This window comes from Streptomyces sp. IBSNAI002 (assembly GCF_052244475.1).
GTDB lineage: Bacteria > Actinomycetota > Actinomycetes > Streptomycetales > Streptomycetaceae > Streptomyces.
In genome coordinates this window covers 3,481,026-3,506,675 of the sequence record NZ_JBQPXG010000002.1, presented here as the reverse complement: position 1 = coordinate 3,506,675, position 25,650 = coordinate 3,481,026, and the positions used below count along the sequence as shown (strand labels likewise).

The window sequence follows — 25,650 nt, the reverse complement described above, 5'->3', positions numbered from 1 at the left end:
AAGGGCTGACGCATGGACCTGATTCCCGCACCCCGGCTCGCCGACTTCCACGAGGGCGGGCTCCGTTTCGAGTTCGGGCCCGATCCGGTGCTCGCCGCCGGGCCCGGCACGGAGGGCGCCGCCCGGTGGCTGCGCCGGGAACTGGGCGGGGCCACGGGCTGGAGCCTGGCGCCCGCGGCCGGGGCGCCCGCGGCCGGGGCGCCCGCGGCCGGGGCGCCCGCGGACGGGGCGGACCCCGTCGGGCCGGGCGGTGCAGCCGTCGCGATACGGCTCCGGATCGACCCGGCGGCCGGGGAGGGGCTCGGGCAGGGGCCGGGGCAGGGGCCGGGGCAGGGCCCGGGTGCGGCGTCCGAGGCGTACGCCCTCACCGTCGACGGGAGCGGCGTCGAGCTGACCGGTGCGAGCGAGGCCGGGCTGTTCTGGGGCGTCCAGACGCTGCGTCAGCTGCTGGGGCCCGAAGCCCACCGCAAGGCCCCGCTGCCCGGTCGCACCTGGAGCCTGCCGTACGTACGGATCACGGACGCGCCCCGCTTCGGATGGCGGGGGCTGATGCTCGACGTGGCCCGGCACTTCATGCCCAAGGACGGGGTGCTCCGGTACATCGACCTGCTCGCCGCGCACAAGCTCAACGTGCTGCACCTGCACCTGACGGACGATCAGGGCTGGCGGGTCGAGATCAAGCGCCACCCGAGGCTCACCGAGGTCGGCGCGTGGCGGGCGCGCAGCCGGTGGGGCCACCGCGCCTCCCCGCTGTGGAACGAGACCCCGCACGGCGGCTACTACACGCAGGACGACATCCGCGAGATCGTCGCGTACGCCGCCGAACGGCACGTCCGGGTGGTCCCGGAGATCGACGTACCGGGCCACTCGCAGGCCGCGATCGCCGCGTACCCCGAACTGGGCAACACCGACGTGGTCGACACCGCGGCGCTGGAGGTGTGGGACGACTGGGGCGTCAACGAGAACGTGCTCGCGCCGACCGAGGCCGTCCTGCGGTTCTACGAGGGCGTCTTCGAGGAGTTGCTGGAGCTGTTCCCCGCCGAGGTCTCGCCCTTCGTGCACGTGGGCGGCGACGAGTGCCCCAAGGCGCAGTGGAAGGCCTCGGCGGCGGCGCAGGAGCGGATCCGGGAGCTGGGGGTCGACGGCGAGGACGGGCTCCAGTCCTGGTTCATCCGGCACTTCGACGCCTGGCTCGCCGAGCGCGGGCGGCGGCTGATCGGATGGGACGAGATCCTCGAGGGCGGCCTCGCGCCCGGCGCGGCCGTCTCCTCGTGGCGCGGGTACGAGGGCGGGATCGCCGCCGCGGAGGCCGGGCACGACGTGGTGATGTGCCCCGAGCAGCACGTCTACCTGGACTACCGCCAGGCGGGCGGCCCCGACGAGCCGGTGCCCATCGCGTACGTGCGCACGCTCGAGGACGTCTACCGGTTCGAGCCGGTTCCGCCGAAGCTTTCGCCCGAGGCGGCCGCCCATGTGCTCGGCGCCCAGGCCAACATGTGGACCGAGGTGGTGGAGGACCAGGGCCGCGTCGACTACCAGGTGTTCCCGCGGCTTGCGGCCTTCGCCGAAGTGGTGTGGTCCCGCCAGCCCGCCCCGGAGGAACGGGACTTCGCCTGCTTCGAGGGGCGGATGACGGCCCACTACGCGCGACTGGACGCCCTCGGGGTCGGTTACCGGCCACCGGGGGGCCCGCTGCCGTGGCAGCGGCGCCCCGGGGTGCTCGGGCGGCCGAAGGAGGGAGCGCCCCCGAACGTGTGACAACGAGAACCGGAACTCTGGCTGGATTCCTGGTGATACGGGGAAAAACGGACGTTGGGCCGGTGGTGCCCGGTTCCCGGCGGCGGCGGGCCCGGGGCGCCCGGAGCGGGCCGCGGGTGCAGGAGCGCCGGGCCCGACCCTCGCGCCGTGCGCGCGGCAAGATGTGCCAGAGTTGCCACCTCCCGGCGGTGAGGACGTACCGTACGGCGGACAGGCGCGAGCGCCGGGACCGGGGACATCGGGAAGGGGCAGCTGGGTTGACCACGCACGCACCGCAGGCGGCGCAGTCCGTGACGCTGCCGGCCTCGCTCGACGAGGCCGTGGCGGCTCTCACCGCCATGCCCGCCGCCGTGCCCGTCGCGGGCGGCACCGACCTCATGGCCGCCGTCAACGCCGGGCAGCTGCGGCCCGCCGCGCTGGTGGGCCTGGGGCGGATCAACGAGATCCGCGGCTGGCAGTACCAGGACGGGCACGCGCTGCTCGGCGCGGGACTCACCCACGCGCGGATGGGACGGCCGGATTTCGCCGCTCTGATCCCCGCGCTGGCGGCCGCCGCCCGCGCCGCCGGGCCCCCGCAGATCCGCAACGCCGGCACCCTCGGCGGCAACATCGCCTCCGCCGCGCCCACGGGCGACGCCCTGCCCGTACTGGCCGCGCTGGAGGCCGTACTCGTCATCGTCGGCCCGGCCGGATCGCGCGAGATCCCCGTGTCGCACCTGCTGGCCGGCCGCGAGATGCTGCGGCCCGGCGAGCTCATCGGCTTCGTCCGGGTACCGCTGCTCCACGCGCCGCAGGTGTTCCTCAAGGCCACGGGCCGTACGGGGCCGGGGCGCGCGGTGGCGTCCGTGGGACTGGTGCTGGATCCCGCGCGCCGGGGCGTGCGCTGCGCGATCGGGGCGGTCGCCCCGATGCCGCTGCGCCCGCTGGAGGCCGAGCAGTGGGTGGCCTCGCTGATCGACTGGGACGGGGAGCGGCACCTGGCCCCCGAGGCGCTGGAGGCCTTCGGCGAGTACGTCGCGGCCGCCTGCGTGCCCGACCAGGGGGAGCCGGTCGCCCCCGGTGTACTGCATCTGCGGCGGACGGTGGCCGTGCTGGCGCGCAGGGCGCTGGGGAGGGCGCTGAGCTCATGAGCGGGAACGAGAACGAGAACGTGACGCAGGGGAACGGAACGGCGAGCTGGGGCTGGGAGCCGGTGCCGCAGGGCGGCGAGTACGACTCCGACGCGACGGCCTTCGTGAAGCTGCCGCAGGACATGCTGGACGCGCTGGGGACCGGCGAGCCGCTCGCCGCGCCCGGCCACGGTTACGTGCCGCCGCCGATGATCGTGCCGCTCGGCTCGGCCAGCACGGATCCGTCGGCCACCGGTACGTGGACGCTTCCGGTGCAGTGGCCGGAGGCGGGCGCGTCGGCGCCGGCCGCCGCCCCTGCCCCGGCCCCCGCCCCTGCCCCGGCCCCCGCCCCTGCCCCGGCCCCCGCCCCCGTCCCGGCCCCGGTCCGCGGGCCGATCCCGGCGTCGATCCCGATTCCGGCGTCGGTGGCCGCGGCGTTCGCCGAGGCGGAGCCTGAGCCGGAGGCGCAGGCGGAACCGCTGTTCCCGCAGCCGCACTCCCCGTCGCGGCAGGATCCGGATCCGGGGGCGACGGCCGAGTGGCGGTTCGCGGACGACTCCTCGTCGACCGGCCAGTGGGCCGCCGACTGGAGCCAGGCCCCGGCCACGCTGCCGGGCGGCGCCGCGGCGCCGTGGGCCGAGCACCCCGACTACGCGGCCCAGCAGCCGGAGCCGCAGCCCGGGCCGCAGCATCATCATCATCAGCAGCACCAGCCCGGGACGCTGCCGGGAACCGACGAGGCCGTGGCCTCGGCGGCCGCCGCGCTGCGGATGCCGGGCGGGCCCGGCGTCGGCTCCGCGCCGCGGCGCGGGCCGCGCGTGCTGGGCGGCCCCGGCGTGGGCACGCCGATCCCGGAGGCGGCCGAGCCGGTGCACCCGGCCCCGCACGACATCGAGGCCGCTCACGGTCCGGCGGCCGTACCGCTCGAGGAGGAGCGGCCGCACCCGGTCGCGCCCGGCGGGCTGGACCTGTTCGGCGGAGTGAGGGCCGAGGCGGAGACCGCGCAGCCGGGGTTCGAGCACCGGCAGCAGGGCGAGGAGGCCGAGCCGGAGCCCGGGGCGGAGCCGGTCGCGGAGGCTGCGGCGGAGCCCCAGGCGGAGCCGTCTGCGGAGGCGTCTGCGGAGCCCGGGGGTACGGACGGGCACGGGTTCGCCGGGGTCGTCCCCGGACCGGCCGGGATTCCGGCCGGGTCCACGCCGACCGGGGACACCGCCGACATCGCTGTGGCACCCCCGGCCGAGGACACCGCCGAAGGTTTCCCGACCGAGGTGCCGACGTACGGAGAAGAAACGGCGGCAGCCGAGGCCGTCGCCCACCACGAGCACCCGCAGGCCTCCTACGTCCTGCGCGTCAACGGCGCCGACCGGCCCGTGACCGGTGCCTGGATCGGCGAGTCGCTGCTCTACGTGCTGCGCGAGCGGCTCGGCCTCGCCGGCGCCAAGGACGGCTGCTCGCGGGGCGAGTGCGGCGCCTGCGCCGTGCAGGTCGACGGCCGGCTCGTCGCCTCCTGCCTGGTCCCGGCCGCGACGGCCGCCGGGAGCGAGGTCCGCACCGTCGAGGGTCTCGCGACGGACGGGGAACTCTCGGACGTACAGCAAGCGTTGTGCAGGTCGGGTGCGGTGCAGTGCGGGTTCTGCGTGCCCGGCATGGCGATGACCATCCACGACCTGCTGGAGGGCAACCACGCCCCCAGCGAGCTCGAGACGCGTCAGGCCCTGTGCGGCAACCTCTGCCGCTGCTCCGGGTACGCGGGGGTCATCGACGCCGTGCGCGACGTCGTGGCCGGACGCGAGGCGGCGGCGGCCGAGGGGGCCCAGGGCCACGGGCACGGCCAGGGCCACGGCCAGGGCCACGGTCAGGGCCACGGTCAGGGCTCGGGTTCGGCTCCGGCCGCGCCGGAGGCCCGCATCCCGCACCAGGCAGCGCCCGGCGAGGGCGGCATCCACCACGGAGGCACGGCGTGAGCGGGCAGGACGCGGCGACGGCGACGACAACGGTGAACACCACGGTCACCGCCCTCGGGGCGGAGGACGGGGCCGCGGCCGCCGAGCAGCGGGTACCGAGCGGAATCGGTGCGTCCGTCCCGGCCGCCGACACCCGCGCCAAGAGCGAGGGCACCTTCCCCTACGCCGCCGACCTGTGGGCCGAGGGCCTCCTGTGGGCCGCCGTGCTGCGCTCCCCGCACGCCCACGCCCGGATCCTCTCCATCGACACCTCGGCCGCCGCCGAGATGCCCGGCGTGCGCGCCGTCGTCACCCACGCCGACGTACCCGGCGCCACCACGCACGGCCGCCGCATCGCCGACCGGCCGGTCTTCGCGCACGACGTCGTCCGCCACCACGGCGAGCCGATCGCCGCCGTCGCCGCCGACCACCCGGACACCGCCCGGCTCGCCGCCGCCGCGATCGCCGTCGAGTACGAGCTCCTCGACCCGGTCACCGACCCCGAGCAGGCCTTCGGCGCCCCCGCCCTGCACCCCGACGGCAACCTGATCCGGCACATCCCGCTCCGCTACGGCGACCCGGAGGCCACCGGCGAGGTCGTCGTCGAGGGCCTGTACCGGATCGGCCGGCAGGATCCCGCCCCCATCGGCGCCGAGGCCGGGCTCGCCGTGCCCCGCCCCGACGGCGGCGTGGAGCTGTACACCGCCTCCACCGACCCGCACACCGACCGCGACCTGGCCGCCGCCTGCTTCGGCCTGGAACCGGACCGCGTACGCGTCGTCGTCACCGGCGTGCCCGGCGCGACGGCCGACCGCGAGGACGCGGCCTTCCAGCTCCCCCTCGGCCTGCTCGCCCTGCGCACCGGCTGCCCGGTCAAGCTGGCGGCCACCCGCGAGGAGTCCTTCCTCGGCCACACCCACCGCCACCCCACGCTGCTGCGCTACCGCCACCACGCGGACGCGGAGGGCCGGCTGGTCAAGGTCGAGGCCCAGATCCTGATGGACGCGGGCGCGTACGCCGACTCCTCCGCCGAGTCCCTCGCGGCGGCGGTGGCCTTCGCCTGCGGCCCGTACGTCGTCCCGCACGCCTTCGTGGAAGGCTGGGCGGTCCGCACCAACAACCCCCCCTCCGGCCACGTCCGCGGCGAGGGCGCGATGCAGGTGTGCGCCGCGTACGAGGGCCAGATGGACAAGCTCGCGGCCGCCCTCGGTATCGACGGCGCGGAGCTGCGGCTGCGCAACGTCCTGGCGACGGGCGACCTGCTCCCCACCGGCCAGACGGTGACCTGCCCGGCGCCGGTGGCCGAACTGCTGCGCGCGGTCCGTGACTTCGAGCTGCCCGCCCTTCCGAAGGACACCCCCGAGGACGAGTGGCTGCTGCCGGGCGGCCCGGAGGGCGCGGGCGAGCCGGGCGCGGTGCGGCGCGGGGTCGGCTACGGCGTCGGCATGGTGCACATGCTGGGCGCGGAGGGCACCGACGAGGTCTCCACGGCCACCGTGAAGGTGGTGGGCGGCACGGCGACGGTCATCTGCGCGGCGGTCGACACCGGCCAGGGCTTCGCCACGCTGGCCCGCCAGATCGTCCAGGAGGTACTGGGCGTCGACGAGGTCGCGATGGCTCCGGTCGACACCGACCAGCCGCCGGCCGGCCCGTCGGCGCACGGCCGCCACACGTGGGTGTCGGGCGGCGCGGTGGAACGCGCGGCGAAGATGGTGCGCACCCAGCTCCTCCAGCCGATGGCCCACAAGCTGGGCATGTCCACGGAGCTCCTCCAGATCGCGGACGGCCGGATCACGTCGTACGACGGCGCGTTCTCCACGACGGTCGCCGAGGCCATAGAGGGCAAGGAGCTCTGGGCGACGGCCCAGTGCCGCCCCCACCCGACGGAGCCCCTGGACGCGGACGGCCAGGGCGACGCCTTCGTCGGCCTCGCCTTCTGCGCGATCCGCGCGGTGGTGGACGTGGACATCGAGCTGGGTTCGGTACGGGTCGTGGAGCTCGCGGTGGCGCAGGACGTCGGCCGGATCCTCAACCCCCGCCAGCTGGAGGCCCGTATCGAGGCGGGCGTCACCCAGGGCGTGGGCGCGGCGCTGACCGAGAACCTCCGCACGGTCTCGGGCCTGGTCCGCCACCCCGACCTGACCGGCTACGCCCTGCCGACGTCGCTGGACGCCCCCGTGGTCCGCATCGTCAAACTGGTCGAGGAACGGGACGTGGTGGCTCCGTTCGGCGCGAAGGCGGCGAGCGCGATCCCCGTGGTGACGGCGCCCGCGGCGGTGGCCTCGGCGGTCCGGGCCGCCACCGGCCGCCCGGTCAACAGGCTCCCGATCCGGCCGTCGGCGGCGGTCGCCGCACCCAACTCCTGACCGTGTGACCCGCATTGCACCTGCAACCTGGGAGTTGGGGCTGTGGGTGCCGGTCGCTACAGTGACCCGTGAGATTGCGTACGCGCGCGTGCGAACCGCGTGTGCGAACGGGGACGGGGAGCGGGGAGGCCATCGTGGCAGTGGAGAGCGAGCCGGGCCTGTTGGGGCAGGATCTGACGCCCGGACTGGCCGACGCGATCATGGCGCAGGCGGCGGCGCTGTCGGTCGAGTACGACACGATGAAGGAGTACAAGGGCCTGGTGGACGGCCTCCTGACGTCACTGGAGGACTCCCAGGCCGACCACGGCAAGCTGGCCCACGGCACGCTCCCGGCGGGCGCACTGGGCAAGGGCTTCCCGGAGGCCGAGGCCCTCCACACGTCGTACGACAAGGTCCACACGGAGCTGCAGACGCTGTCGAAGGGACTGGCGGGGCAGATCGAGGCCCTGGGCATCGCGATCCTGACGGCGGGCAAGGGCTTCGGCGACGTGGACGAGGAGACCAAGCGGCGCATGGCGGCCATCGCGAAGGAAGCCCAGGAGAACTACGACCCGAAGCGCGACCCGTACGCGGAGACTGCGCCGCCGGCGAACGACCCGGGTGCGAACGGCGACACGAGTCGGGGCGGTCGGATCTGATGGCGGCGACGAACTTCGAGGGATACTCGCACGCGCAACTGGCCGCGATGGTCGCCTCGCTGGACCCCAAGACGGTGTCGCAGCGCGGTACGCAGCTCACGGAGGCCGCGAAGACCATCAAGGAGATCGGCCAGAAGCTCAAGGACCACAAGGTCAAGGGCTGGGAGGGCGAAGCCGCGACGGAGTTCCAGGAGTGGGTCAACCGCGCGGGCAGCGCAACCCTGGTCCTGGCCGACTTCAGCTCCACGGGCGGCCACTGGATGACGCTCGCGGCCCAGACCATGTCCGAGATCCACATGCCCCCGTACGACGCGGGGGCGGAGGCCGCTCTCAAGGAAAACCTCGAGATCTCCCGGAAGCACCACAACGACCCGGACGCGAAGCAACTGGGCCAGGAGGCTTGGTCGAAGCTGAGCGGGGACCACGGGCGGGCCGTGGACGCGCTGACGAAGCTGTCGCAGTCGTATGCGTTGTCGAAGGCGGAGCTGGACAAGGCGGAGGTTCCGACCTTTCCCAAGCCGCCGGGGGTGTTCATTCCGCCTCATGTGGCCTCCGAGGTGGACAGGGAGCGCTTCGGCGGCTCCGGGCCGGGGAGCTACTCGGGAAGCTCGACTTCTGCATCGTCGGCACCCGGTGCCAGTGGTTCTACGAACGAACCGGGCTGGGTACCCGGGCACCCGCCCAAGCAGGACGTCACCCCGACGGCGCCGGCTCCGGTGCCCCCCGACCGTGAGGTGGACGTGGACCTCGACACCGTAGCGACGCTCCCGCCCCCAACTGCGCCTCCCATGACGACTCCACCTGTCAGTCCGCTGCCCACGGGGCCCACGGGTCCCGCTCCCGTGGGCATCGTCCCTCCTGTGCCCCTGCCTCCGGTGGGTGGGATGAAGACGATCCCCGGCATCGGCCCCGTCGGCCCGATCGGGCCCGGCTCCGGTACGAGCGGGCCTCTGGGCAAGCTCGGCCTGCCCCCGCGTGACACCGGCATCATGGGCGGCCGCCCGGTGACCTCCCCAGGCCCCGGCGCAGGCATCCCCCGCGGCACGGTCATCGGTACGGAAGCCGGCCATGCCGGACGCCCGGTGAACGGCATGATGGGCGGCGGCCTGGGCGGTGCCCATGCCGGTGCGGGCGGACCCGTCGGGGGCCGCCGACTGGCCACGGAGCCGGGAGGTATCGTCGGCGGGCGTCAGCCTGCGGCGGGCGGTCGGGCGACCCCCTTCACTCAGGGCGGCTCGGGGCTCGTACGGAATGCCACCGGCGGCATTGGGGCGGGTGCCCCTACGCCGGGCAGGCGTCGCGATGACCAGAGGGGTGAACGCCCCGACTACCTCGCCGAGGACGAAGAGACCTGGCAGGGCAACCGTCGTGTTGTTCCGCCGGTGATCGACTGAGCAGAACGGACGTTGTACGGGATGCGCATGCGTAAGACGACCTCGGCCGTGGTGGGTCTGCTGCTGGCCGGGGTCGCCGCGACCCCGGCCCACGCGGAGACGATTCGATCGCAGCAGTGGCATCTCGACGCCATGAAGGCCGACGACATCTGGAAGATCAGTACGGGCAAAGGGGTCACCGTCGCCGTGATCGACAGCGGCATCGACCGCATCCCGGAACTCGAAGGGCAAGTGCTCCCCGGTAAGGACTTCGAACCGGAAAGCACGAGGGGCGACGAGCGCACGGACGTCAGCAGTCATGGCACCACCATGGCTGCGATCATTGCGGGAACAGGCAAGCACCCGAGCGGTGATGGCGCCTTCGGGCTTGCACCTGGTGCCAGGATTCTTCCGATCCGAGTGCCCCACGACATGCAGATGGCGACCCCGTCCTGGGTCGAGGCCATTCGCTATGCAGCAGACTCGGACGCCAAGATCATCAACATTTCGCTGGCCATTGACGGGACGCCGAAGGATGACAAGGCGCGTAGCGAGGCGGTGGAGTACGCCCTCTCCAAGGGGAAGCTGATCTTTGCTGGAGCCGGGAATGACGGCAACCGGACGGTCAAGTATCCGGCTGCGACCCCCGGGGTGGTGGGCGTCGGGGCAGTGGACCCCAATGGGGAGCCGACCAAGGAGTCACAGCAGGGCTCATTCATCGACATGGCAGCCCCGGGCGTCGACATCGTCACGGGCTGCGCCGGTAAGACGGGTCTCTGCACGAGTCACGGCACGAGTGACGCGACCGCCCTAGCCTCCGCCTCCGCCGCCCTCCTCTGGTCCGCGCACCCCGACTGGACCAACAACCAAGTGCTCCGCGTTCTCCTGAACACCGCCGGCAAGCCCGTCGACGGCTCCCAGCGCAACGACTTCGTCGGCTACGGCGTCGTCCGTCCGCGGGTCGCCGTGCCCACCCCCGGCGACCCCGGCCCGGCGAACGAGTTCCCGCTGCCCGACCTGGCGGCTGCCGAGGCGGCTGCCAACGCGCCCTCGGCCTCCGCGGACGGCAAGGCTCCCGACTCGGCGGCTTCGGCGCAGCCGGGGGCCCAAGCCGAGGAGAAGGAGGAGGGCGGCCTCCTTCCCTGGATCGGAATCGGGCTGGGAGCCTGCCTGCTGATCGGCGGGGCCGTCACGGCCGTCGCCGTACGCCGTAACCGCTGACCGCTGACCGCTGACCGCTGACCCGACCTGACGAGGGAGTTCACGCGATGTCGTTCGACGAGGAATGGTCGGCGGCGCGCGCCACGGCCGCCGCCAATGTCTCCATGCGGCTCAACCAGGTCCCGGTCGATCCGGGTGGCGGCGGCGGTGGCGGCGGCCTCGATCTGAACCAGGACCACATCGGAGCCATCGGCTCCGAGGCGTACAAGCTCCACTCCCGGCTGCAGACGGACGGCAAGCACGCCGCGACCTCCACCGCCGAGGCGGCTGGCGCGCTCACGAAGGAGAACTTCGCGAGCGGGGCGGCACTGAGCAAGGCGAGCACCGTCTGGGAGAGCCAGGTGAAGACCCTCGTGGCCGCCTGCGCGAACATCTCCAACGGGCTGAACTACTCGCTCTCCTCCCACGCCAAGGACGAGGAACAACTCCGCGCCGACTTCACCACGTCCGCGCTCAACTCATACCTCAAGTAGGCGCCCGCATGCTGACGTACGAGAACGTGATGAACGCCCCGCTGGACAAGCTCCAGACAGCGGTCGCCGACTGGAAGGCGATGGTCGGCAAGCTGGACGAACTCGCCGAGGCGGCCCGCAACGGCATGAAGACGAAGGCCGACAAGGCCGAGTGGAGCGGGGTCACCGCCGGCGTGGGGCGGGAGTTCGTCGCCAAGACGGCCAAGGAGTTCGATGACGCCGCGAAGGAGGCCAAGGGCGTTCACTCGCTCCTGGCCGACGCGCACACCACCTTCAAGGCCGCGCAGGAGCAGTTGAAGAAGATCGCCGCGGAGGCGCCGGCCGCCGGATTCCAGGTGGACGCGACCGGCCGGGTCACGGCCGTTCCGCTGGCCACCGAGGGGGAGCGCAACGCGGCGCGCCACGACCCCGACTACCAGCAGAGCCTCCGTACGAACCGCGATGCCTGGCAGGCCCGGATCAACCGGGCGGTCGAGGACGCCGCGGACGCCGACGACTCGCTCGTGCGCGCGCTTCAGGCGAACGTGAGCGACGAGCACAACTTCAACGGACCGAAGTTCAGCACCCTGGACGCGGAACAGGTCTCCCGCGCCGCCGAACTGATGAAGAAGGTCACCGGGGAGGGAGGTACGGCCCGCAACGTCGAGGCGCTGCGTGAGCTGGAGGACCTGCTCGACGACAACCGCGCGGATCCGGAGTTCGCGACGGACTTCTACCGTTCCGTTGGCCCCGAGGGCACCCTCGAGGCGTACGCCAGGATGTCCCTGGACGCGACCGGCCTCGGACCGGCGGCCAGGGACCGGCAGCTGATGGTCGCCAACATCCAGAGCGACATGGGCGCGATGCTGGGGCTGGCGACGCAGAAGGACGTCCCGAATCGCCTGGACGCGGCGTGGACCGCCGGCCTGCTGAAGGCCGGCCGCAAGGAGATGCAGGTCACCGGCGATCTGACGAGCAGGATCTACGGCTACCAGGCGCTGGGCGCGCTGCTCCACGAGGGCAAGTACGACAAGGACTTCCTGACCTCGGTCGGGCGCGACATGGTGGCGTTCGACCGCGAGAACCCGAAGGCCTGGGAGCATGGGTCTCCGTACGACCCGAAGACGGTGCTCAGCCAGGGCCAGGACGGCAGCCGGGGCTTCTACCCGCTGACGGGGCTGATGGACGCGATGTCCCACAACCCGGACGCGGCGACGGCCTTCTTCAACGAGCCGGTCCGCCAGGACAGCAACGGCGACGGCATCGTCACCTCGGCCGACAAGGTCGTGGACGGCCGGCACGGCAAGGCGCGCGGGATGGTCGACTACATGCTCGACAAGGAGTCGTGGGCCGACGCCTTCGACCGGACCGCGGACCACCCCTACGGCGAGGCGGGCCCGGCCCAGGCGGCCCTCGGGGCCGCCCTGGAGACGGCGGTGAGCGGCCGCGCGGCGGGCGACGAGGACGCGAAGCCGGTGCCGCACACCGAGGGCATGAAGGCGGTCATGGAACGCGTCGTCGAGAAGATCGGTGACAAGCCGGAACTGGTGGCCGCGAAGCCGGGGGAGCCGGACGGGCCGCTGAAGGGGCTGTCAGGGCACTTCGGCCAGATGGCGGCCGAATACATGCCGGACCTGCAGGCCTCGGCGGAGAACGGCAGCCGGATGATCAAGGCCAACGGAGTGATGGCCGAGTTCCACAAGGCCGACATGGCCGCCTTCATCGGAGCGGTGGGCCAGGACCCGGACGCGTACGGTGCCATGACCAACTCCCAGCGGGCGTTCACGACCACTCTCGTCAACGACGTCGTCGTGCACCGGACCGAGTACGAGGACCTGGACGCGGCGATCAAGAGTGTCGTGCACCCCGGTGGCCAGATCGCCGGCATCCTGTCCGAGGCTCGGGCCGAGGGTTCGTTCGCAGAGAACGGACACAAGGCGGAGGAGTACGTCAAGGGCGTCGAGGAGAACGCCAAGTGGATCAACCGCGGGATCAGTGCGGCCGGTGGTAAATACGTGGAGATGGTGCCGCTCGCCGGGGACGTCGTGGAGTGGCTCCAGGAGGACATCACGGAGGGTGTCGTGGAGCGCGCCAAGAAGGACCAGGCGGAGAAGACCGGCGAGGCCGACCACAAGGCGGTGCTCGACTATACGAACGCGCAGACGGAGGCCGGCGAGTCCGCGGCGCAATCGGTCCGCAAGGCGGTCGAGGGAACGGGCATGAGCCAGCGGACCATCGACGCCCTCGCGGGCGTGGCTTCGACAGAGACGGCGAACGCGCATGCGGTCGGCCGAGGCCAGGTCGTCACGTCCAACGGCGGTTCCTGATGTGCGCGGCTCGTGCCTCCATAGTGCTCGCCGTCAGCAGCCTGACCGCCGTGGTCGCGCTGACCGGCTGTACGGACGCGGAGAAGGGTGCGGCCCCACGGTTGTCGGAGCGCACCTGCTTCGGCATCTTCACGCCATCCGATCTCGAGCCTCTGATGGGGCCCGGCAAGAAGGTGAACGAAACCTCACCGGCCGACGTCAAACTGTCAGCGGAGCGCCGCTCGGCGACCTGCAACGTGGATGTCGACGGCCAGGGACGGTTCCTCGTATCGGCCACGCGCCAACCACTGGGCCAGCACTTCACCTGGCCGCCCACCGACCCGAACCAGCCCCCGGCGGATCCACTGCCGCTCGGAGACAAGGGGATCGTGTGGAACACAGGTGCCCGCGTCGCGCTCACCTGCAAGGGCCCCGTGGATTCCTTCGAGCTTCTGCTGACGATCGGGGGTTCGGTAGAGCACATGAAGCCCGGCACATCGCGATCCCTGTTCACCACGCTCATGACGAAGTACCTGGCAGCCGCCAAGCAGCAGACCGGGTGTGAGGCCTAGTGGGGTGCGCGCCGGTGGCCCGGCACGGCGAAGGCCGCTCAGGAGGGGTTCTGAGCGGCCTTGTGGAAGCCGTGACCGGAATCGAACCGGCGTAGCTCGCTTTGCAGGTTTGTCCACGTCAGGCAGACCGCGATCCGGGCGTGTTCAAGGACGTTCAATCCCGTACGCGACCAGTGATCACCAGAGCTGCATGAACGGCCTTGGATGACCGCGCACGAGGACGAACGAGACGGAAACTGAGACGGTGGGTGGAACCCAAGCAGTTCTGGGACAGGTGACTCCAAGCGCTCCGGAGCACCTGGCAGCTCGCTGACCTGAGGCTCATTGGTTGGGGCGCCACGAATGGCACGATATTCGCCTCCGCCGCAGCACTGCTGCCGCGGAGGCCCGGCAGCCACCAACCCCGGATGTCCAGTGGAATTGGGTGTCCGGAAGCAGAAAGGTGCCGCTGGCCTGCAAGGATGCGAGTGTCGAGGTCGTATCCGTTGCGAGAGTCAGACAAGCGGGGCTGGCGAAATCTAGGTAAATCACCACATACGCGCACGAAAATGCGACCAGTGGGATATTCGCCAGTAGTCCTTGATTTTGTCTTGAATGTGCATGGCTTCTTTGGCTGCATCCTGCAAGTAGGGCGCATTTTTGTCCTTATGCCTACTCTCTTTGAGTAGCACCAATGGGGGATGTCGGGCGGCATGTTCTCCGACACGATGTGCCGCAACGGATCTTGTGAGGAGATATTGATATGCGAGTCAATCGAATAGTCACCTCCCTCGGGGCGGCTGTTGTCATCGCGGCCATGGGGGCTCCTGCCGGATCGGCGGCACCGAAGGGTCCGGAGAGGGTGGCAGCCGTCAAGCCCACGGTGGTGCTTGTGCACGGGGCCTTCGCGGATTCCTCGAGCTGGAGCCGCGTGGTTCAGCAGCTTCAGGGGAATGGCTATACCGTGATCGCGCCTGCTAACCCCCTGCGCGGCCTGGCGCAGGATTCTGCGTACCTTGCGAGTGTTCTCCGGGGGATTGACGGCCCGGTCGTCCTGGTCGGTCACTCGTACGGCGGTGAGGTGATCAGCAATGCCGCTGCTGGTGCAGCGCAGGTGAAGGGCCTGGTCTACGTTGCTGCGATCGCTCCGGACAAGGGAGAAAGCGCGAACGACATCCTCGGCGCATTTCCCGGAAGTGAGCTTCCCAACGCCACCACCACCCTTCCCTACACGAACGCCAACGGGGGTGCCGGAACGGATCTCTACATCAAGCCCGACAAATTCCGCGAAGCCTTTGCGGGTGACCTTCCCGCTGTCCAGACCGACGTCATGGCAGCGACCCAGCGGCCAGTCGAAGCGTCGAGCCTGGGCGAACCGAGCACTGACGCTGCCTGGCGGGACATCCCCTCCTGGTACCTCGTCGCCAACGAGGACAAGGCGATCCCTCCCGCTGCCCAACGTTTCATGGCCCAGAGGGCCAAGTCCCAGACCACTGAGGTGAAGGCCGCTCATGCTGTCGCGGTTTCCCGCCCCGATGCGGTGACTCAGGTGATCCTCAAGGCCACCAGGACCATCGAATCTCAGCCCGGCCGCTAGCCGGCCGCGATCTACGTGACGGTCCGCCGGGGTTCTCTCCGGCGGACCCTTTCGACTGGGGGCGCTTCCTGCCCGCATGGACTAGGCATGTCGTCGGTGCGATCCACCGGACATCGGCCATCAGGCGGTGTGGAAGGGGGTGAAGAATGGTCTGTGAGGGCGTCCAACCGTCCTCACTCGCCTCTCCCTTCGGAACGCTAGCCTCCGGTCCACAAGTCTGGCAGCAGGGAACTAAGCTTGGCATAGCCACGCCAAGCGGCCCAACCCTGCTGCGGGATCGAGGTCAGGTGAGGATTCCACGTCTCATGGCTTCGGCGACGGCCGCGGAACGGCCGGAGACCCCGAGTTTGCCCAAGACGTTCTGCACGTTAGATTTGACCGTTGAAGGTGCGAGGAACATGGTGCGTGCCATCTCGGGGGTGGACATGCCTGCCGCCAGCATTTCCAGTATCTGGATTTCCCGATCGGACAAGTGTGGGCGGCGCGCCTCGGCCCTGATGCGTATCTCGGATACGAGAGCGGATGTCAGTTGGGAGGGCAGGACAGTCTCGCCTCGGGCGCAGGCCATGACTGCCCGGGCGATCTCGTCCGCCTCGGCTGTTTTCGTGAGGTAGCCGGAAGCGCCTTCCTGCAGGGCCTTGTAGACGATGGCGGCCTCCGTAAACGCGGAGAGGATGAGTATTTTGGTGGGCGAGTTTCTTCCTGACAGAGCCCGAGCCACTTGGATGCCGTTGAGCAGCGGCATCCGGTAGTCGAGAACGGCTACGTCCGGCTTGACCTCGCGGATGGCGGAAAGGGCGGCTTGCCCGTCCTGGTATTCCCCCACCACCTCGAAGGAGGAGTAGTCACCGGCCAGAATGCTCCGGAGCCCGCTGCGGTAGACGGGGTGGTCGTCCGCGATCAGGACGCGGATCCTGGCAGGGGTCTGGGGGGAGGGGTGGATGGGGTGGCTCCAAAAGGGAGGAACTCGCCTCAATGGGCTGTTGAGGTGGCACTGTTTCGTGCCGAGTTGCCGGCCAGGTGACGGACGAAGTGGACCCGCTTGTTCGCATTGGGGTGGCCACGTGGCACTGCCGGGCCCACGCGCGTATCGATCCCATCTCTGGAGGTTCCCAAAGTCGAGCAGGAGGTGGGATGAGTACGCGTGCATCCGGGGAGGCGCCAAGTGAAGCCGTTGTCATACCAGGTCGGCAGATGTGAACGAATGTTGCCCGTCGAGGTTCCAAGCAGGCAACGGACTTGAGTCAATTCTGAGCATGTTTACCGGAGTTCACGGTGCCAGGACGCGGACAGCGCTGGGTGTTACCATCGGCCTCCGGCTATGACCCAACGTCGCTTCGTCGGGGCCGATGCCACGTATCTTGGCGGTCAGGCGCCGAGGGGGAAAGTCCGCCCCGTCGGTGCGTTGGGCGGCGTGCAGGGTGTGTTTGAAGCTGATCCGCGTGGGTGGGATGCCCTGCCCGGCGGCGCTGGTGGTGGCCAGGTGGCGTACTGCCTGGTAGACGCAGAGCATCGCCCACAGCTCCTGGGCGACCATCTCGGGACTGTTTGAACGCAGGGTCGCGGTGCGCCGCCGCGCTGCCCTACCTTGATCGATCGGTAGATCGTTTCGCTGGTTGGTCCAGCGGCGCGCGCCCGTCCGTTCGGAGCCGTTCAGGAGGGTACACGGGGCATGTGAGCCGGGGGCCCTGTCCGACGCTGAACGGTGGCGACCGGCGGTGAGGTGACCCCCGGAGCGTGGACACAGGGGTTTGTGGAGAGGCCGCGCTCCGATGCGCCGCGCCGCACAGCCAACCGATGTGGCCAATGTGGTGGCTTCATTGATCGCCGATCCCTACCTTACCGGCGAGGTAATAGTGGTCGATGGCGGGATGAATCTCATCTGATCCGGAGTTATCGGCGAGTTGGCTTCGATTCTTCAGACACGGTGGCTATCTGCAGCTGCCGTTCCCGAGATCCGTCAAGTGATCGGCAAAGCTGGCTGTGAGGCTCGCGAGTACGGTTTGCCCCTTCTCGGCGGTGGCTTGGGAGGGGAAGCCGATGACTCCGGACCTGGTGTACTCCTTCATTGAGGCTGATCCCGGGGAGTGGACACCGGGTTTCATGCGACGAGCGACAGCGTACGTGTCGTGATGAGTTGTTGTTCGAACTCGGCTGGGGTGCGGTATCCGAGTGCGGAGTGGCGACGGCGCCGGTTGTAGTACGCCAGCCAGCGGAACAGCTCGAGCCGGGTCTGTGCCTTCGAGGTCCAGCGGCGGCCGTGGAGCAATTCGTGCTTGAGACCCTGGAAGCACGACTCGGCGAGGGCATTGTCGTAGCTCGAGCCGACCCGGCCCATGCTGCGACGGATGCCGTGCCGGCGGCAGACGTCGGCGAAGGCGGCCGCGTTGTACTGGGCGCCTCTTTCCGTGTGAAAGACGACGCCGCGGACCTGGTCACCGCGGGAGGCCACGGCCATCTCGATCGCGTCGGTGACCAGCGAGGTGCGCATGTGGTCCGCGATCGACCAGCCCACGACCCTCCTCGAGCAGATGTCGATCACTGTGGCGAGGTAGAGCCACGTCGCACCGGCGGCTATGTACGTGATGTCGCCGCACCATCTGGTGTTCAACGTGTCCGCGTTGAAGTCGCGCATCACCAGGTCCGGCACGGGCGGCGCGGTCCTGTCCGCGATCGTGGTCCGCTTCTTCCTCCGCAGGTGCCGGCCGACGATGTCGTTGACCCGCATCAGCCGGGTCACCCGCTTTCGGTTGACACCCCGTCCCCTCGCCCGAAGCTCGGCATGGACGCGTGGCGCCCCATACGCCTCGGTGGCAGGAGGGCCGGCTGGTGTTCCCCAACGAACACGGCCGCAGTCCGTCCCACCGCCGGGATTGGGCGGAGTGGAAGGATCTGCTGGCTGAGGCGAACGTCCGCGACGGCCGCCTGCACGACGCCCGGCACACCGCCGCGACGGTGCTGCTGATCCTCGGGGTTCCCGAGCGCGCGGTCATGGGGCTCATGGGGTGGTCGACCACCGCCATGGCCGCTCGGTACCAGCACATGGTGGACCCGGTTCGGACGGACATCGCGAGGCAGGTGGACGGTCTGATCTGGAAGTCCGAGACGGACCGGCCCGATGACGACGACGGATCGGCCGGCGCCCTCGTACGGCCAACTGAGACGGGAACTGAGACGGGCAGCGAAAAGGGCGGCACCCTGGGAAGGGTGCCGCCCTGTCGTTCTGCCTGGTCGGGGCAGGTGGAAGCCGTGACCGGAATCGAACCGGCGTAACTCGCTTTGCAGGCGAGTCCCTCAACCACTCGGGCACACGGCTGTGGGGTGGTGATGGGTATGACCGTAGGGGGCCCGGGCGGGGCGGGGAAGAGGGGGGCCGTGGATGCAATGGGAATGACATGCCGCGTTCACAGTCCCTGGTCCTAGGTCCAAGGGACGAGGCCGGGTCCGTCTCATTGACAGGGTCCAAAAGCGGGGACGCCCCTTACTCTGGGGCGATGAGTGCCCTTGAACCCCGTGTGCCCCAGATACCCGCGCCGATCCCGGCCCCCTCGCAGGGCGGGATCCTCGGGGCCGCGTACCGGACGCTCAGCATCGGGATCATCTCCGTCGTGTTCCTGATCGCCTTCGAGGCCACCGCCGTGGGGACGGCCATGCCCGTGGCCGCGCGGGAGCTGGAGGGGGTCGGGCTGTACGCCTTCGCCTTCTCCGCCTACTTCACCACCAGCCTCTTCGGCATGGTCCTGTCCGGGCAGTGGGCCGACCGGCAGGGGCCGCTGCGGCCGCTGACCGTCGGGATCGCCTCCTTCGCTGCCGGGCTCGTCGTGTCCGGGACGGCCGGCCTCATGGGGCTGTTCGTGCTCGGCCGGGCCGTGCAGGGGTTCGGGGGCGGGCTGGTGATCGTCGCCCTGTACGTCGTCGTCAGCCGCGCCTACGAGGACCGGCTGCGGCCCGCGATCATGGCGGCCTTCGCGGCGAGCTGGGTGGTGCCGTCCATCGTCGGCCCGCTGGCATCGGGCACCGTCACCGAGCACCTCGGCTGGCGGTGGGTGTTCCTCGGGATCCCGGTGCTCGTCGTCGTCCCGCTCGCCGTCGCGCTGCCCGCGATACGCAGGACCGCCTCCGGGCCGGTGGACCCCGAGGCGCCGCCCGTCGCCTTCGACCGGCGCCGGATCCGGCTGGCCTTCGGCATCTCGCTCGGCGCCGGCCTGCTCCAGTACGCCGCCCAGGACCTGCGGTGGCTCTCGCTGCTCCCGGCGGCGGCGGGCGTGGCCCTGCTGGTGCCGGCCGTGCTGGGGCTGCTGCCGCGCGGGACGTACCTGGCGCGGCGCGGGCTGCCGTCCGTGGTGCTGCTGCGCGGGGTCGCGGCGGGGTCGTTCATCGCGGCCGAGAGCTTCGTGCCGCTGATGCTGGTCACCCAGCGGGGCCTGAGCCCGACCATGGCCGGGTTCTCGCTGGCGCTGGGCGGGCTGACGTGGGCGGGCGGCTCGTGGGTCCAGTCGAAGGGGCGGATGGCCCCGTACCGGGAACGGCTGATGGTGGGCGGGATGGTGCTGGTCGCCGTCGCCATCGCCGCGGCGCCCGCCGTGCTGATCGAGTCCGTGCCCGTGTGGACGCTGGCGCTGGCCTGGGCGGTGGGCTGCCTGGGGATGGGGCTGGTGATCGGTTCCACCAGCGTGCTGCTGCTGAAGCTGTCGGCGCCGGAGGAGGCGGGGGCCAACTCCGCCTCCCTGCAGATCTCCGACGCCCTGGCCAACGTGGTGCTGCTGGCCGCGGGCGGTGCGGCGTTCGCCGCGCTGGGCGGGGGAGCGGTGGGGGCCGGCCACGCGCTGGGGGAGGCCGCGACGGCCTCGCATCCCGCCGCCTTCGTGGTGGTGTTCCTGCCGATGGCCTGCGTGGCGCTGGTGGGCGCCTGGGTCGCGACCCGGCTCGAGCCCACCGCGAGGTGACCGCCGCGAAGTGACCACCGCGAAGTGACCACCGTGAGGTGACCGCCGCGAAGCACCGGCGTGAGGTGACCACCGCGAAGCACCGGCGTGAGGTGACCACCGCGAAGCACCGGCGTGATCCGTACGAGCCGCCCGCCGCGCCGCGCCCCGGCGGAGCGGTGTGACGCTCGACGCACCCGCCGAGGTCATGGGCCTGTCCCTCCCCGGCGGGTCGGCCCGTCCCGGTAGGGTGGCCCGGTTGTCCTACGTACGACCGCCGAGAGTGACGAAACCGGAGACCGTGACTACTACCGCCTCCCACCACCTCTCACCCGCCTTCCCCGGCCGTGCCCCCTGGGGTACCGCCAACAAGCTGCGCGCCTGGCAGCAGGGGGCGCTGGACCGGTACATCCAGAACCAGCCGCGGGACTTCCTCGCGGTCGCCACGCCCGGCGCCGGAAAGACCACCTTCGCGCTCACCCTCGCCTCCTGGCTGCTGCACCACCACGTCGTGCAGCAGATCACCGTGGTCGCGCCGACCGAGCACCTGAAGAAGCAGTGGGCCGAGGCCGCCGCGCGGATAGGCATCCGGCTGGACCCGGAGTACTCCGCCGGGCCGCTGAGCAAGGACTACCACGGGGTCGCCGTCACCTACGCCGGCGTCGGCGTGCGCCCGATGCTGCACCGCAACCGCTGCGAGCAGCGCAAGACCCTGGTGATCCTCGACGAGATCCACCACGCGGGCGACTCGAAGTCCTGGGGCGAGGCCTGCCTGGAGGCCTTCGACCCGGCGACCCGGCGCCTGGCCCTGACCGGTACGCCCTTCCGGTCCGACACCAACCCCATCCCCTTCGTGGCCTACGAGGAGGGGAACGACGGGATCCGGCGGTCCTCCGCCGACTACACCTACGGCTACGGCAACGCGCTGGGGGACGGGGTCGTCCGGCCCGTCATCTTCCTCTCCTACAGCGGCAACATGCGCTGGCGGACGAAGGCGGGCGACGAGATCGCTGCGCGGCTCGGCGAACCGATGACCAAGGACGCCATCTCGCAGGCCTGGCGCACGGCGCTGGACCCGCGCGGCGACTGGATGCCCAACGTGCTGCGCGCCGCCGACCAGCGGCTGACGGAGGTCAGGAAGGGCATTCCCGACGCGGGCGGCCTGGTCATCGCCTCCGACCAGGACTCGGCGCGCGCGTACGCCAAACTGCTGCGCGAGATCACGGGCACCAAGGCGACCGTCGTGCTCTCCGACGACACCGGCGCGTCGAAGCGGATCGACGAGTTCAGCGCGGACGGCAGCCGCTGGATGGTCGCGGTCCGCATGGTGTCCGAGGGCGTCGACGTGCCCCGGCTCGCCGTGGGCGTGTACGCGACGACCATCTCGACCCCGCTGTTCTTCGCCCAGGCCGTCGGGCGCTTCGTGCGATCGCGCAGACGTGGCGAGACCGCGTCCGTGTTCCTTCCGACCATTCCCTACCTGCTCGGCTTCGCGAACGAGATGGAGGTCGAGCGCGACCACGTCCTCGACAAGCCGAAGAAGCAGGGCGAGGAGGACCCGTACGCCGAGTCCGAGAAGGAGATGGACGAGGCGAACCGGCAGGAGGACGAGGACACCGGCGAGGACGAGCAGATGTCCTTCGAGGCGCTCGAGTCCGACGCCGTCTTCGACCGGGTGCTGTACGACGGCGCCGAGTTCGGCATGCAGGCGCACCCGGGCAGTGAAGAGGAGCAGGACTACCTCGGCATCCCGGGGCTGCTGGAGCCCGACCAGGTGCAGATGCTGCTCCAGAAGCGGCAGTCGCGGCAGATCGCGCACAGCCGGCGCAAGCCGGACGCGGAGGCGGACCTGCTGGAGCTGCCGGCCGACCGGCGGCCCGTGGTCTCGCACAAGGAGCTGCTGGAGCTGCGCAAGTCGCTGAACACGATGGTGGGCGCGTACGTCCACCAGAGCGGCAAGCCGCACGGGGTCATCCACACGGAGCTGCGCCGGGTGTGCGGCGGGCCGCCTAGTGCGGAGGCGACGGCGGGGCAGCTGCGCGAGCGGATCAAGAAGGTGCAGGAGTGGGCCACCCGGATGCGGTGACCGGGACGGGGTTCGGGACGGGGTTCGTGCGCGGGGGCGTGCGGGCCCCGTTCGTGCGTACGGGCGCAGGCGTGGGTGTGCCCGGGTGTCGATCCCGACAAGATCAGAGTAAGGGCGAGGCAAAGGGCTCTTGGAGGGAACGAGGTCACGAATCGACACCAGGGCCGATCAGGAACCGGCATAAAGCGGTAGCACGCGCCCGGATTCTGGACGAGGCCTTCCGCTGAGCGGACCCGCTCGCTACTGTCCCCGCATCGAACGCACCGTGGCAGCGCCGCCGCGGGAGCGCAGCCGGTGCCATGGCCGCTACCGGCGGCCTCTCCGTGCGTCGCCGCGGGACCGGCGGCGTGCCACCCCGAGAGTCACCGCCGCTCACCGAAAGAGGGAGAGGCGTCGTGACCGCGGAAACCTCCCAGACTCTCGACAGAGGGCTCAGAGTCCTCAAACTGCTCGCCGACACCGACCACGGTCTGACCGTCACCGAGCTTTCCAACCGCCTCGGTGTGAACCGCACCGTGGTCTACCGGCTCCTGGCCACCCTGGAGCAGCACGCCCTGGTCCGCCGTGACCTCGGCGGCCGGGCCCGGGTCGGGCTCGGGGTGCTGCGGCTGGGCCGGCAGGTGCATCCGCTCGTACGCGAGGCGGCGCTGCCCGCGCTGCGGTCGCTCGCCGAGGACATCGGTGCCACCGCGCACCTGACCCTCGTCGACGGCACCGAGGCGCTGGCCGTCGCCGTCGTGGAGCCGACCTGGACGGACTACCACGTGGCCTACCGGGCCGGCTTCCGCCACCCGCTGGACCGCGGTGCCGCCGGGCGGGCCATTCTGGCCGCCCGTCAGGGGTCCTTGATCGATCCCGGGTACACGCTGACCCACGGGGAGCTGGAAGCGGGCGCCAGTGGCGCTGCCGCGCCACTCGTGGGCATAACCGGGCTGGAGGGCAGCGTGGGCGTGGTGATGCTGGCGGACGCGGTGCCGGAGCGGGTGGGGCCGCGGGTCGTGGACGCGGCGCGTGAGGTCGCCGACGCCCTTCGCTAGGCCGCGGGCTTGGCGGGTACCGGTCGGGCCCGGCCGGTCCGGTCGGGGCGCGGCTCCCGGGCGTGGGTCGGGTGCGGCGCCGTTGCCGGGGGCGCCGCACCCGGCCCCCCGCGCCTCGAACTCCCCCGGCTACCGCTGGGAGGTGCCCCCAGGCGGGACTGGGTTTGGCCGGGCCGGGTTTGGCCGGGGCGGGTTTGGGCGGGTGGGCAGATAGATTGGCCCGGTGCTCTCTCGTCTTCTGCGGATGCCGCGTCCCGTTGCCCTGGCCGTCTGTGCCGTGCCCGTGGTCGGGCTGTTCGCCGTCGCGCTCCTCGCGCCGCTGCCCTTCGTGGTCGCCCAGCCGGGGCTCACGGCCGACGTGCTGGGTGAGCGGGGCGGGAAGCCCGTCATCACGGTCGCCGGTGCGCCGACCCGGCCGACCACGGGCCAGCTGCGGATGACCACCATCCAGGCCACCGGTCCGTCCACGACGGTGAACCTGCCCGAACTCCTCGACAACTGGTTCGACGGCTCCCGGGCCGTCATGCCCAGGGAAGCCGTCTACTCCTCGGGCGGAACCGACAAGGAGATCGAGCAGCACAATCTGGAGGAAATGGCCAAATCCCAGTCGGCCGCCGCCGAGGCCGCCCTCGGCTATCTCCACAAGGACCCCAAGGACGTGAAGGTCGACCTGAACCTCGCCGACGTCGGCGGGCCCAGCGCCGGGCTGCTCTTCTCCCTCGGCATCGTCGACAAGCTCGACGGCGACGGCAGCGGGGGCGACCTCACCGGCGGGCGCACCATCGCCGGTACGGGCACCATCGCCGCGAACGGCGAGGTCGGCGCGGTCGGCGGAGTGGCCCTGAAGACGCAGGCCGCGCGCCGCGACGGGGCGACGGTGTTCCTCGTACCGAAGGCCGAGTGCTCGGACGCTCAGTCCGAGCTCCCCGAGGGACTCCGGCTGGTCCCCGTCACGACTCTGACGGATGCGGTGAACTCCCTGCGGGCACTGAACCGCGGAGAGGACGCTCCGTCCTGCTGACGGGTGCGGCGGAGTTCAGCCCGCGCCACGCCGGGAAGACCAGCGGGGCCAGCGTCGTCAGCAGGTAGGCGCCGCCGAACAGCAGCAGCGCACGCGTCACCCCGAACCCGTCGACCAGCAGCCCCGCGGCCAGCCCGCCCATCGGCATGGCCAGCTCGCAGCCCGCCGTGCTCACCCCGGACACCCGGCTGCGCAGTTCCTCCGGCACCCTCTCGTACACGACCGTGGTCAGGATCGGGTTGAGCACGCCCGCGCCGAGCCCGGACAGGGCCATGGTCACCGCGAGCGGCAGCGGGGTGTCGGTGAAGGCGGCCGTCACGAAGCGCGGAGCCCCGCACAGCAGGAACGCGGCCGCGAACACCGCCCGGCGGGGGAACCGCTCGCCCCAGGCCCCGTAGAGCAGGGCGCCCAGCAGCGCGAAGCCGCCGAAGAGGGAGATCATCAGGCCCAGGGCGGTGGCGCCGCCGAGGACCTCGTCCCCGTGCACCGGCAGCAGGACGGAAGCCCAGCCCTGGTCAAGGCCGTTGGTCATCATCACCATCACGGTGATGCCCATCAGCAGCCGGGAGCGGGTCAGGAAGGCCCAGCCCTCGGCCAGTTCGGCCCGGTACCCGGCGAACGACACCTTCCCGGCGGCGCGTTGCGGCTCAGCGGCCGGCACCCCGCGCAGGAAGGCGGAGACCAGCAGGGCGGACGCCGTGAAGGTGGCCGCGTCCAGCAGCAGTACGGTCTCGGCCCCGAAGGCCGCGATCAGTACGCCGGCCAGTGCGGCCCCGACCATCCGGGCTCCGCGCGAGACGGCGTCGTACAGGCTGGCCGCCCGGGCCACGGTGGTGCCCGCGTGCTCGGCCAGGCTCGGCAGGAGCACGTACCGGGCGGTCAGGCCCGGGGTGTGCACGAGCCCGCCGACGGCCATCAGCGCGCACAGCATCCAGAACTCGAGCAGGCCCGCGTAGTGCAGCAGCGGGATCGCGCCGACCGAGACCGCGCAGATCAGGTCCGAGGCCGCGGAGACCCGCCGGCGGCCGATCCGGTCGATGACCGGGCCGCCGACGAGCGCGGCGACGACGACGGGCAGGGTGGCGCAGAAGGCGACGATCCCGGCCCGGCCGGCGCTGCCCGTGGTCTGGAGCACGAACCACGGCACGCCGATCAGGGTGAGTGAACTGCCGGCTATGGAGATGGTGTTGGCGGCCAGCACCGCCATGAACGGCCGTTTGCTCATGTCGTGTGCGGGTGGTGCGGGCGGGCGGGCATGGCAGGGCTC

Annotated in this window: 20 protein-coding genes, 1 tRNA gene and 2 pseudogenes; 18 read left to right on the top strand and 5 right to left on the bottom strand. The window is 71.3% G+C overall.

The features are described from left to right. Window positions 1-12: 12 nt before the first annotated feature. The 11 genes from ACTVZO_RS17025 (at window position 13) to ACTVZO_RS16975 (ending at window position 15,314) form a co-directional block, all read left to right on the top strand. On the top strand, window positions 13-1,758 hold the full coding sequence (locus tag ACTVZO_RS17025; RefSeq protein ID WP_443299192.1) for a beta-N-acetylhexosaminidase: 1,746 nt from the start codon (window positions 13-15) through the stop codon (window positions 1,756-1,758). Between the two features lie 257 nt (window positions 1,759-2,015). Further along, window positions 2,016-2,888, top strand: a complete 873-nt coding sequence (locus tag ACTVZO_RS17020; protein WP_384217481.1) for an FAD binding domain-containing protein — start codon at window positions 2,016-2,018, stop codon at window positions 2,886-2,888. After that, window positions 2,885-4,831 carry a (2Fe-2S)-binding protein gene (locus ACTVZO_RS17015; protein ID WP_443299191.1) on the top strand — a complete coding sequence of 649 codons (1,947 nt, stop codon included), beginning with the start codon at window positions 2,885-2,887 and terminating at the stop codon, window positions 4,829-4,831. The genes ACTVZO_RS17020 and ACTVZO_RS17015 overlap by 4 nt, the downstream gene beginning before the upstream one ends. After that, complete coding sequence (locus ACTVZO_RS17010; RefSeq protein WP_443299190.1) at window positions 4,828-7,176, top strand: xanthine dehydrogenase family protein molybdopterin-binding subunit; 2,349 nt, start codon at window positions 4,828-4,830, stop codon at window positions 7,174-7,176. Before ACTVZO_RS17015 ends, ACTVZO_RS17010 begins: the two co-directional genes overlap by 4 nt. Window positions 7,177-7,310: 134 nt before the next feature. Beyond that, the gene (locus tag ACTVZO_RS17005) at window positions 7,311-7,814 is read left to right on the top strand and encodes a hypothetical protein (protein ID WP_443299189.1); all 504 of its coding nucleotides are present in this window, start codon (window positions 7,311-7,313) and stop codon (window positions 7,812-7,814) included. Then, window positions 7,814-9,208, top strand: coding sequence for a WXG100 family type VII secretion target (locus tag ACTVZO_RS17000; RefSeq protein WP_443299188.1), 1,395 nt, complete (start codon window positions 7,814-7,816; stop codon window positions 9,206-9,208). Before ACTVZO_RS17005 ends, ACTVZO_RS17000 begins: the two co-directional genes overlap by 1 nt. Before the next feature lie 48 nt (window positions 9,209-9,256). After that, window positions 9,257-10,408, top strand: a complete 1,152-nt coding sequence (gene mycP, locus ACTVZO_RS16995) for a type VII secretion-associated serine protease mycosin (protein ID WP_443299187.1) — start codon at window positions 9,257-9,259, stop codon at window positions 10,406-10,408. A 47-nt stretch (window positions 10,409-10,455) separates the two neighbouring features. Then, complete coding sequence (locus tag ACTVZO_RS16990) at window positions 10,456-10,881, top strand: hypothetical protein (RefSeq protein ID WP_443299186.1); 426 nt, start codon at window positions 10,456-10,458, stop codon at window positions 10,879-10,881. An 8-nt stretch (window positions 10,882-10,889) separates the two neighbouring features. Next, window positions 10,890-13,187 carry a hypothetical protein gene (locus ACTVZO_RS16985; protein WP_443299185.1) on the top strand — a complete coding sequence of 766 codons (2,298 nt, stop codon included), beginning with the start codon at window positions 10,890-10,892 and terminating at the stop codon, window positions 13,185-13,187. Between the two features lie 50 nt (window positions 13,188-13,237). Further along, window positions 13,238-13,738 (top strand): hypothetical protein, encoded by a 501-nt coding sequence (locus ACTVZO_RS16980; protein ID WP_443299184.1) that lies wholly within the window; start codon window positions 13,238-13,240, stop codon window positions 13,736-13,738. 742 nt (window positions 13,739-14,480) lie between these two features. Next, entirely contained in the window at window positions 14,481-15,314 is an 834-nt protein-coding gene (locus ACTVZO_RS16975; RefSeq protein WP_443299183.1) for an alpha/beta fold hydrolase, read from the top strand. 283 nt (window positions 15,315-15,597) lie between these two features. On the opposite strand, the gene ACTVZO_RS16970 is transcribed toward ACTVZO_RS16975, so the two are convergent. Both ACTVZO_RS16970 and ACTVZO_RS16965 read right to left on the bottom strand, forming a co-directional pair. Further along, window positions 15,598-16,290, bottom strand: coding sequence for a response regulator (locus ACTVZO_RS16970; RefSeq protein WP_443299182.1), 693 nt, complete (start codon window positions 16,288-16,290; stop codon window positions 15,598-15,600). A gap of 294 nt (window positions 16,291-16,584) precedes the next feature. Further along, a complete protein-coding gene (locus ACTVZO_RS16965) occupies window positions 16,585-16,851 on the bottom strand; it encodes a hypothetical protein (protein ID WP_443299181.1) in 267 nt (88 codons plus the stop codon). A gap of 214 nt (window positions 16,852-17,065) precedes the next feature. Here ACTVZO_RS16965 and ACTVZO_RS16960 point away from each other — a divergent pair, with 214 nt between their 5' ends. Next, window positions 17,066-17,200 (top strand): SDR family oxidoreductase, encoded by a 135-nt coding sequence (locus ACTVZO_RS16960; RefSeq protein ID WP_443299180.1) that lies wholly within the window; start codon window positions 17,066-17,068, stop codon window positions 17,198-17,200. A 215-nt stretch (window positions 17,201-17,415) separates the two neighbouring features. Here ACTVZO_RS16960 and ACTVZO_RS16955 read toward each other — a convergent pair. Then, window positions 17,416-18,120 (bottom strand): annotated as a pseudogene (locus tag ACTVZO_RS16955) (IS3 family transposase); the annotation flags it as partial. A gap of 2 nt (window positions 18,121-18,122) precedes the next feature. Here ACTVZO_RS16955 and ACTVZO_RS16950 point away from each other — a divergent pair. Beyond that, window positions 18,123-18,458 (top strand): annotated as a pseudogene (locus ACTVZO_RS16950) (tyrosine-type recombinase/integrase); the annotation flags it as partial. A 97-nt stretch (window positions 18,459-18,555) separates the two neighbouring features. On the opposite strand, the gene ACTVZO_RS16945 reads toward ACTVZO_RS16950, so the two are convergent. Beyond that, window positions 18,556-18,630 (bottom strand) — tRNA-Cys (locus tag ACTVZO_RS16945). A 178-nt stretch (window positions 18,631-18,808) separates the two neighbouring features. Between ACTVZO_RS16945 and ACTVZO_RS16940 the strand changes: the two genes are divergently transcribed. The 5 genes from ACTVZO_RS16940 (at window position 18,809) to ACTVZO_RS16920 (ending at window position 24,383) form a co-directional block, all read left to right on the top strand. Next, window positions 18,809-20,260: an MFS transporter gene (locus ACTVZO_RS16940; RefSeq protein ID WP_443299179.1), complete on the top strand. Its 1,452-nt coding sequence runs from the start codon at window positions 18,809-18,811 to the stop codon at window positions 20,258-20,260. A 38-nt stretch (window positions 20,261-20,298) separates the two neighbouring features. Then, window positions 20,299-20,424 (top strand): hypothetical protein, encoded by a 126-nt coding sequence (locus ACTVZO_RS16935; protein WP_443299178.1) that lies wholly within the window; start codon window positions 20,299-20,301, stop codon window positions 20,422-20,424. Window positions 20,425-20,540: 116 nt separating this feature from the next. After that, entirely contained in the window at window positions 20,541-22,325 is a 1,785-nt protein-coding gene (locus ACTVZO_RS16930) for a DEAD/DEAH box helicase (protein WP_443299177.1), read from the top strand. A 395-nt stretch (window positions 22,326-22,720) separates the two neighbouring features. Then, window positions 22,721-23,362 carry an IclR family transcriptional regulator gene (locus ACTVZO_RS16925; RefSeq protein WP_354384399.1) on the top strand — a complete coding sequence of 214 codons (642 nt, stop codon included), beginning with the start codon at window positions 22,721-22,723 and terminating at the stop codon, window positions 23,360-23,362. A gap of 244 nt (window positions 23,363-23,606) precedes the next feature. Next, window positions 23,607-24,383, top strand: coding sequence for a YlbL family protein (locus tag ACTVZO_RS16920; protein WP_443303198.1), 777 nt, complete (start codon window positions 23,607-23,609; stop codon window positions 24,381-24,383). On the opposite strand, the gene ACTVZO_RS16915 is transcribed toward ACTVZO_RS16920, so the two are convergent. Next, window positions 24,313-25,608 (bottom strand): MFS transporter, encoded by a 1,296-nt coding sequence (locus tag ACTVZO_RS16915; RefSeq protein ID WP_443299176.1) that lies wholly within the window; start codon window positions 25,606-25,608, stop codon window positions 24,313-24,315. The genes ACTVZO_RS16920 and ACTVZO_RS16915 overlap by 71 nt on opposite strands. Window positions 25,609-25,650 lie beyond the last annotated feature (42 nt).